The organism is Clostridium bornimense, assembly GCF_018917145.1.
Taxonomy (GTDB): domain Bacteria; phylum Bacillota; class Clostridia; order Clostridiales; family Clostridiaceae; genus Clostridium_AN; species Clostridium_AN bornimense_A.
Window position 1 is genome coordinate 1 of sequence record NZ_JAHLOD010000074.1, and the last position, 10101, is coordinate 10101.

Consider the following 10101-nt stretch of genomic DNA (forward strand, 5'->3'; position numbering starts at 1 on the left):
ATCGTTCTATTGAGCGAAAACACACACACCCTCGGAAAACGCACCATTACAACCAAAAATCCTGTATTTAGATTGTAAAATCCAAATACTAGAAACAAGTCCGTTTAACCGCGGATTTATTTAGTATACCATTTTTTCTGATATCTTTAAAGTGATATTATAAAAAAGTTATATGGAATTTATAAACATTCCTTAATTTGACGACATTGAGTGCACAGTAAAGCAGTGCACAGTTTTCAGTGCACAGTGCACAGTTGTGGATGAAATTCCCTTTGGGGGAATTTCTGAGATTTTAAGTGTTACAATTTTGTGTATAGAGTAAGTTAGTTTATTTAAGGTATCTGTATTTGATATAGAACTATTACGATAGGCTAATGAAGGTTGCACCTTCATGTAGCTTAGACTAGAAACCCATGATTTATGAAAAACAACACTTAAGTATAATAGTTTTACATACGCACTAAACATCTATATTAACATTCATTGTGAATTGAGAACTGTATGAATTGTGAATTGAATATATGATATTTTACCCACCGGGGAAAATTAACCACAATTGTGAACTGTGAATTGATTGAATTGTGAATTAATTTTAAATCGTGTATAAGGGGGTATTTATGTGGGCAACCTATAACTGCATGAATAATTTCGCTTAAAAGAGGTGTATAGTTATGAGTAAAACTCCCTTAAAAAAAATAATTAAATCAAAATTGAAATCTAATAGAGAGTTATCAGATTTAGAAAAGGTAAGAGAAAATTTAAAATATGAAATAGCTTCAGAACTAGGACTTAGTGAAAAGGTAGATAAATTAGGCTGGGGAGGACTTACAGCAGAGGAGACAGGTAGAATTGGTGGGATAATGACTAAAAGAAAAAAACAACTAAAGATTCCTAAAAATGAGGATATAATTAATAGAGAAAAAGGTGAATAGTTGAATTAACTTCTCAATTGTTTATAATTATATATAGTAAGAAAATTGAGGAGAAAAGTAATGGAAGCTTATGGAGATTTTGCATTAATTTATGATCAACTAATAAATGAAGATATTAATTACAAAGAATATGCTAAATTTATTTTAGAACAATGTAAAATAAATGATATAAATTTTAATAATTATTTAGATTTAGCTTGTGGTAGTGGAAATTTAACCTTTGAGATTTACAAAAATTTCAAACATAGTTATGGTATTGATTTATCAGAAGAAATGCTTTGTATCGCACAAGATAAAATAGTAAATATGAACTTTAGACCTAAGTTTTTAAATCAAGATATAACTGAGTTTAAAGTAAATGAAACTTTTGATCTTATAACTTGTTGTCTAGATTCTATTAACTATATAATTGAAGAAGACGGGTTAAAATCGATGTTCAAGAGAGCCTATAATTCATTGAATGATAATGGAATATTTATATTTGATATAAACTCTTATTATAAAATAACAGAAATTTTAGGTAACAATATATATAGTTTTGATAATGATGATGTATTTTATTGTTGGAATAATACACTAAATGATGATATAGTAACTATGGAACTAACTTTTTTTATTAAAGAAGAAGATGATATCTATACAAGAGTTGATGAAGTACATAAAGAAAGAGGATACTCTGAGGAAAAGATAGAAGCTTTAATAAAACAGTGTAATTTTCATATTTTAAAGAAGGTTGAAAATTATACAGATAAGGATGTTACTGAAAAAAGTGAAAGAATTGTATACATCATAAAAAAAGCACAACAAGGATAAGGAGTGGAGTATAATGGAAGATAGAATCATTAGGGCAACAGCAAAAGATGGAGCTATTAGAATTATTGGAGCTACTACTACAAATTTAGTAAATGAATCTATTAGAATACATAAAACAACACCAACAGCATCTTGTGCCATGGGTAGAATGCTTACAGCAGGAGTTCTTATGGGCGCTATGCTTAAAAATGATAAAGATGTTTTAACATTAAAAATAGATGGTGGCGGACCTATAAAAGGTATTACTGTTACAGCGTATGCTGACGGAAGAATAAAAGGAATTCTTGGTAATTCTAATGTACAATTACCACCAAGAAAAAATGGTACTATAGATGTATCAGGGGCTATTGGAAAAGACGGTATGCTTACTGTAATTAAAGATCTTGGATTAAAAAATCCATATGTAGGTCAAGTTAAGATCTATACAGGAGAAGTTGGAGAAGATGTAGCTTACTATTTTACAACTTCAGAACAAACACCTTCAGCAGTTGCAGTTGGAGTAATGTTTAATAAAGACTTAGAAGCTAGTGCTGCTGGTGGATTTATTATTCAAATGATGCCAGATGCAGATCCATTATTAGCAGATTTAGTTCAATATAGATTAGAAGAAATGTCATCAACAACTGAAATGATACATAACGGTAAAACTATTGATGAAATAATAGCTAGCGTTTTTGATGATATGGACTTAAAAATTCATGATGATGGTAAGCCTTATTATGGATGTGATTGTTCAAGAGAAAAAATTGAAACTGCATTAATTTCATTAGGTAAAACAGAATTAGCTAATATAATAGCAGATAGAAAAGATGAAGAAATAGGATGTTCATTCTGTGGAACTAAATATGTATTTACTCCAGAAGAAATGGAACAACTAATGGAAAAAGCAAAATAAGTTTTATATAAGAAAAAAGAGTTATCAAATTAGCAAATGAAACTTTGTTATGATGGCTCTTTTTTTCAATTTATAAATCAGGCAATTCACAACTCTAAACTAAGGTTAAAATTCCTTGATAGGGAAATATTTTACTATGACTATGGTGAGAGGTACAATTGTACACTGATTTTCCCACCACCACTTAACTATAACAGATACTAATACAAACAAAACTAATAATATCAATTATTAGTTAAAACTAAAGGAAGGCGTAGAGTTCATTAGCTCCATATGTACTGAAAAAAAGTATTGCATAAAAAAAATCAATACTTTATAATAAATGTGTAATAAAACTAAAGAGATAGCATATAATATTAAAGTAAATGAAATTTAATATGGCGCTATAGCCAAGCGGTAAGGCCAAGGTCTGCAAAACCTTTATTCCCCGGTTCAAATCCGGGTGGCGCCTCCATAAATAATCCATTGTAAGTCTAAATAAAAGGTTAGATTTGCAATGGATTATTTTTTTTGTAATTAAAATACAAAAATAGAATAAAATCATTCATAAGAGTTTAATTATGACATTTATACATCTCTTTAATAGAAAATTTCAATTGCAATAAAAATTACTTTAATTTATTAAGTCGAAAGATGCAAAAAAAACGTTTTACATATCAAAAATATTTAGAAAAATAATAAAATTAAAAGAGTGGGTGTAATATGTTTACACGAATTTAAATAAAATTTAAAATTGGAAACATATATAAAATATGAAAAGGGAAGGTGACTAGATGAAAAAATTAAAGCTAAAAAAAATCATATCATTAGCTACTACTGCATCATTGTTTTTTACTATGATAATTGGTAGTGATATATATGAGGTAAAAGGGGAGGAAATATCAAAGGATGCTTTAAAGAATCTTATAAGTGAAAAATCTTTAGAGTATGCCAAAGAAAGTTCAAATTACATAAAAGGAAATGAACTTTTAAAAGAAAATATATCCGAAAATAAAAATAATGAAAATCCTGAGGAAGAAATTAGGGTTATAGTACAACTTAAAGCTGCACCAGCAGTAAAAGTTGAAAAGGATGAGTACACATCATCAGTTAAGAAAAAAGAAGAAAAGTTAATAAAATCTCAAAGCTCTATTGTAGGGGAAGTTGAAAAGATTACTGGTACAAAAGTAAAAAGAAATTTTGGTTACTTAGTTAATGGATTTTCAATAAACACAAAAAGAAAAAATGTAAATAAGATTAGAGCTATAGATGGAGTAAAATCTGTATCAGAAGTAAGAGTGTCATATCCAGATATGGAATTTGCAAAGAAAATAACTGATACAGCAAGTGTATGGAATGACTTAGGTTATAAAGGTGAAGGAATGATAGTGTCTATTATAGATACTGGTATTGACTACACTCATAAAGATTTAAAAATTACTGATGAAAGTAAAGCAAAGTTAGACAAAGATGAGATAAATAAAGATGTAAATAGTCTTTCATATGGAAAGTATTTTACAAGTAAAATACCATATGGATATAACTATGCTGATGATAATGAAAATATTATCGATGATGGAAGTCAACATGGTATGCATGTAGCTGGTATAGTAGCGGCTAATGGATCTGATGAAGAATGTAGCACTTTAGCTGCTGTTAAAGGTGTTGCACCAGAAGCTCAATTATTAGCTATGAAGGTATTTTCTAATAATACTGCTAATTCAGGTGCTTATGATGACGATATAATTAAAGCTATTGAGGATTCGGTAAAATTAGGTGCTGATGTCATTAATATGAGTCTTGGATCAGATTCAGGATTTACTAATCCCGATGATCCTCAACATATTGCAGTAAAGAATGCTACTGATGCAGGAACAATATGTGTAATATCAGCAGGAAATTCACAAACTTGTACATCAAGTAGTGGATGGAACCAACCAGAAAATTTATTAGGATTAAAAGATACAGCTACTATAGGATCACCATCAACAGCAAAAGATTCTTTATCTGTAGCTTCTATGGAAAATACAACATTAACAGAAAAGAATTTAAAATATGAAGTTGAAAATGGAGAAAAAGGAGATTGTGCTTTTTCTTTAGTATCAGGTAGCGATTTATCAACATTAAAAGAATATCACGATATTGTAGATTGTGGTGTAGGAAGTACTAAAGATTTTGAAGGAAAAGATGTAGCAGGTAAAATTGCCTTAATAAAAAGAGGTGATATTACATTTGACGAAAAATATGTTAATGCTGTAGCAAATAAAGCAGCAGCAGTAATCATATATAACCATGAAGCCGGTGGAGACGAGCTTATTTCAATGTCTATAACTTCAGAAGTAACTGTACCAGTATTTTCTGTAGGTAATACATCAGGAAAGACTTTAATGGAAAAAACTAATAATGGAGCTGCTAAGATTAAGTTCGATGGTACAAGTATTTCTACAGCAAAAAATAGTGATGAATATGACATGTCACAATATTCTTCATGGGGTGCAACACCAAATCTAGAATTTAAACCAGAAATAACAGCACCAGGTGGAGATATATATTCTTTAGCTAATGAAAATTCATATCAAACTATGAGTGGTACATCAATGTCATCACCATTTGTAGCAGGTTCTGAGGCACTTATAATTCAAGGTATTAAAGAAAAGAATTGGAATGTAAAAGATAAAGATCTTGTATCACTTGCTAAAAATTCAGCAATGAATACAGCAACAGAACTTATTGATAAGTATGATAAGAGTAAGAAGGTACCATATTCACCAAGAAGACAAGGTGCTGGACTTATAAATCCTAAGAATGCTATAAAGAACAATGTTATTGTTACTGGCGAAGATGGAAAAGCTTCATTAGCATTAAAGGAAGTAGATAATAGTACTAAATTTACATTAACATTAAAGAACTATGGCGATAAAGATAAAACTTATAATTTATCAGAAGAAGAAGTTTATAGTGAATTAACTGATGAAAATGGTAATGTTCATGAAGTTATTTTAGATAATTCAAATGTTACCTTTGATAAAAAATCAGTAACAGTAAAAGCAAATAGTACAGCTAAAGTAACAGGAACATTAACAATATCTAAAGATGCTGATAAAGATAACTTTGTAGAAGGATATGTTCACTTTACAGCTACTGATGACGACACTCCATCACTTTCAGTGCCACTTATGGGATTCTATGGTGATTGGTCTGACGAATCAATAATAGATGCTCCAAATTATACAGATTCCAATGATAGTCTTTTAGGTACAACAGGACTTGGACAAAAAACTTCAAAAGGATTTAGTTATTATGGAACTACTATAGTTAATGGAGAGATGCGTATAGATAAAGAGAAGACTGCTTTCTCACCAAATGGTGATAATTCTAAAGATACAGTAACACCATTCTTATATGCATTAAGAAATTCTAAGGAAAGAAAAGTACAAGTAGTAGATGAAAATAATAAAGTTATAAGAGACTTATCAAAAGATCCTTATGTAAGAAAAAATACTGTTGAAGATTATATATCAGGTACTTCAGGAACAGTAGTATCTAGTGCTACATGGGATGGTACAGTATATAATAAATCAAAAGGAAAATATGAAAAAGTAAAAGATGGTAAGTACTATATAAGAGTTACAAATTCAGTAGAATTAGAAAATGCTAAGGAACAAACTTTGGACATGCCAGTTAAAGTTGATACTGTAGCACCAAAGCTTAAAATCCAAGGAGTAGAACAATATAAAGATGCTGAAGGAAAAGCAAAATATAGAATTAGCTGGACAGAAGAAGATAAAGATGGCTCAGGATTAATGCCAATAGCTATAGTAGTATCAGGAAATAAAACAACTGCACTTGATGAAAATCAAATAACAAAAGTAAATGGACAATGTTATGCAGATATAGACATGGAAGACGGCGAAGTAAATGAAGTATCAATGGCTATTATCGATAATGCAGGAAATATAAGCGTAGATAGTGGAAAGTTTAAAGCTGGAGAGCTTAAAACACTTGCATTATCAAACTTAAAAGCAGATACAACAGTAATAGGTGAAAATTCATTAACTAATGGTAAGTTCGTAATAGAAGGAACTGCATCTGATAATGTATCGAAACTTCTTATAAACGAAGAAAAAGTTTCAGTAAAAGATAATTACTTTAGTTATCCAGTTTCAGTTAATGAAGGTGAAAACTCAATAAAGGTATATGCAGAAAATAAAAATGGCGATGTTATCTTAGATAAAACTTATAAAGTTATTTTAGATACAATAGCACCAGTTATAACTACTACACCTGAACTAGGAAGTGAAACACCATATTACACTACAGATAAAGATAAATTAACTATAAAAGTAAAAGTATCTGATGCTACAAACGTCGATGCAAATATAGTTACTTCATCAGGAACAAAAGCAATAACTTTAGATAAGAATGGTGAAGGAAGTATAGATGTAGACTTAACTGCTGGAATGAATGTATTCAATATAGTTGCAAGAGATGCTGGTAATAATACTACTGTTAAAGAAATAGTCGTTGTAAATACTGGAGATGATTCTAAGCTAAAAGTAGAAGTAGATAATTTAGATTCATTCTCTATCTTAAATGGTGATTATACTGAAAATGATGTTTATACAATAGAAGGACATCTTAATAAAAAAGCAAAAGAATTTAAGATTAATGGACAAGATGTAAAGGTAAATAAAGATTTAACTTTCAGCTATTCTGTTAAATTAAATCAAGGAACAAATAGAATTAGATTCTATGCTGTAGATGATGACGATACTGTAGTTATGAACTATGCATATAGAGTTCTATATGATTCAAAAGCACCTAATGTAGTTTTAGATTTACCATTAGCAAAAGAAGATAATAATATTTATACAAATAATAAAGACTTTAAAGTAAGTGGTAAAATAAGTGATAATTTATATGGATATTCATTATCTATAAATGGAGATACAATTTTAACTGTAGACAAATTCCCAGTACAAGATTCATCAGTATTAGAAAAAGAATTCTCAAAAGTCATCAATTTAGATGAAGATAAAAATTCAATTACTGTAGAAGCAGTAGACCAATTTGGAAATGAAGTTTCTGATACAATATCAGTAGTACTTGATACTGTTGCTCCTGAAAAACCATCTATAAATGTTAAGAACGATAAGAAAGCAGCAAAAGTAAAAATAGATACTACTGAAAAACAAGTAGAAAAGATAGAATATAGCTTCGATGGTGTAAACTACTATGAATATAATGGAGAATTCTCAGTAGAGAAAACTAGTGATATATATGCTAGAGTTACAGACTATGCTGGAAATGTAAGTGAAGTAGCAAAAACACATGTAGATATTGATACAACAGCACCAGTAGTTACTGTAAGCGGAGTTGAAGATGGAGAAGTATATTATACAGCTGTACAACCTAAAGTTGATGTAGATGATAAAGATGCAGAAGTTGATGTTACATTAAACGGAAAAGAATATAAAGGTGAAAAAATAGATGTAGCTGGTAAATACACATTAGAAGCTTATGCTATAGACAAAGCTGGTAATAAATCAGACGTAGCAAAAGTTGAATTTTCATTAGTCCAAAGTTCAACAGAATCAAAATATAGAGACAAAATTATTGTTAATGGAAATGATGTAAAACAACCAAATCCATATGTTATATTTAATGCAAGTTCTGGAGAAAATCTAGAAGCTAATTTATACACTGCTACTTTAACTGATGAAAATAAAGGAATATTTATAGATTCTAATGATACTAGAGTAACAATTCCTAAGAAAATATTAGATGATAATAAATCTAAAAAGTTAGTATTTAGACAAAGCATCTATGAAAATAGCGATCTTTTAGATAATATAAAATCTGTAGGAAAAATTTACGAAATGTCTTTATTAACAAAAGACGGAAAAGCTATCACTGATTTTGGAGATAGTAAAGTAAAAGTGTCAATAACACTTACAGAAGACCAATTAAAAGATTTAAATACAAATAAATTATCAGCTTACTATTATAATGAAGACAAGAAATCTTGGGAAAAAATCGATGGTGGTGTATTTAATAATGGATCATCAAGATTTGAATTTGAGACAAGTCATTTCACTAAGTTCACAATAATAGAGGAAAACAAAGACGAAGATAAAGTTGTTAATACAAATAACAATAAAGCTACAAGCTCTGGTAATACTAATATAGGTAAAGTTTTAACTAAAACAGGAACTGCAGCATCAAAAGAAGTTATGATGACATTATCAGCAATATTATCAGCAGTAGGGGTTTTATTACTAAGAAAAAATAAATAGTTTTTAAAATGAAAAGCTGTTGCACGAAAGTGATCTGACTCCTGTCAAGTAGACAATCAAAATAAATAAAAGATATATGATGATGCGACTACGTAGTTAGTCGCATTTATCATGATGCTCTTTTTTTCTTTGCTTCTAATTCTGCTTTATAAGCAAGTATTCTCTTATTTTCTGGTATCGGATATTGAATAGTTAAATACTTAGGCTCTAATTTCCCGCGGGCTAAAATCGCCTCCTTTCGAATTCCTTCACTTTTTTTATCAGGGCACAGTGGTGGAGGCTCATGATTTGATAAAAACAACACTTAAGTAGAACAGGTTCCAATATGAGAAAAAACAAATAATATACTATTCTAAATTTCAGTATCAACAATTAAAATACTGCCTCTATCAACAAGTTTGCCATCACTTAAGTAAATTGGTTTAACATTATGCTTTTCTAAGAAGGTAATAACATCGTTACCGTATTTGTAATTATCCAAACTTCCATAGAAACACAGAGTTTTCTCATCTATAAGACCACAAGTACCACCAATAAAGCCATAGTCTAACCCAGGGAGAAGGATATCTCCAGGAGGTAATAATAAAACATCAAATCCGAATTTTTTCATGGATTCTGCGATGACGGTGTCAGAAGTCATTATCGCTTTATTTGAAACTACAGCGGTAGAACATTTTGTATATCCTTGAGGAACATTAATAACAGTGTTGTTACCTATTAATGTTAATAACTCACCATCAGTATATTTTGTATTGTGGATAAAAAATTCAGAAGTAGAAACGCCATTTAAGATAATATTATTAGGATATTTGTATCCTATTGATTTTTGAGATAAAGATATATTTAAATTAAGAGATTCTAAATTATGGAGAAAAGCTGCATCAATATCTCTATGAAGTATTATTTTGTTATTGAATATGTGCATAAGAATATCAGGATGACCAGATACTGCATCATAAGTAAGATTTGTTTTTGGAACTTTAATTACTTTAATATTAAGAGTATTTAAATTTTTTAATTCTTCAACATCAATTCGTTCATCAACAAATGCTATTTTCATAATATATCTCCTCGTATAATTAATTTTGTAGTGAATTTAATATGTATTTCCAGTAATAAAATTCACTACAATATGCTAAAGATTACTGGAAATTATATAGACTGTATAGAATTACTCCTAAATGTC

Annotated in this window: 6 protein-coding genes and 1 tRNA gene; 5 read left to right on the top strand and 2 right to left on the bottom strand. The window is 29.3% G+C overall.

Translation table 11 applies throughout. The features are described from left to right. Nucleotides 1–671: 671 nt before the first annotated feature. From KQI30_RS15695 to KQI30_RS15715, 5 genes are all read left to right on the top strand, one after another. Nucleotides 672–932, top strand: a complete 261-nt coding sequence (locus tag KQI30_RS15695) for a small, acid-soluble spore protein, alpha/beta type (RefSeq protein ID WP_216464291.1) — start codon at nt 672–674, stop codon at nt 930–932. A 60-nt stretch (nt 933–992) separates the two neighbouring features. Further along, on the top strand, nt 993–1745 hold the full coding sequence (locus KQI30_RS15700; RefSeq protein ID WP_216464292.1) for a class I SAM-dependent DNA methyltransferase: 753 nt from the start codon (nt 993–995) through the stop codon (nt 1743–1745). A 13-nt stretch (nt 1746–1758) separates the two neighbouring features. Continuing rightward, nucleotides 1759–2640: an Hsp33 family molecular chaperone HslO gene (hslO, locus tag KQI30_RS15705; protein WP_216464293.1), complete on the top strand. Its 882-nt coding sequence runs from the start codon at nt 1759–1761 to the stop codon at nt 2638–2640. A gap of 379 nt (nt 2641–3019) precedes the next feature. Further along, nucleotides 3020–3094, top strand: a tRNA-Cys gene (locus tag KQI30_RS15710). 319 nt (nt 3095–3413) lie between these two features. Then, entirely contained in the window at nt 3414–8915 is a 5502-nt protein-coding gene (locus tag KQI30_RS15715) for a S8 family serine peptidase (protein WP_216464294.1), read from the top strand. A 109-nt stretch (nt 8916–9024) separates the two neighbouring features. Here the strand turns inward: KQI30_RS15715 and KQI30_RS15720 are convergent, their stop codons facing one another. Then, on the bottom strand, nt 9025–9219 hold the full coding sequence (locus KQI30_RS15720) for a hypothetical protein (RefSeq protein ID WP_216464295.1): 195 nt from the start codon (nt 9217–9219) through the stop codon (nt 9025–9027). A gap of 48 nt (nt 9220–9267) precedes the next feature. Continuing rightward, the gene (locus KQI30_RS15725) at nt 9268–9975 is read right to left on the bottom strand and encodes a DUF6873 family GME fold protein (RefSeq protein WP_216464296.1); all 708 of its coding nucleotides are present in this window, start codon (nt 9973–9975) and stop codon (nt 9268–9270) included. Nucleotides 9976–10101 lie beyond the last annotated feature (126 nt).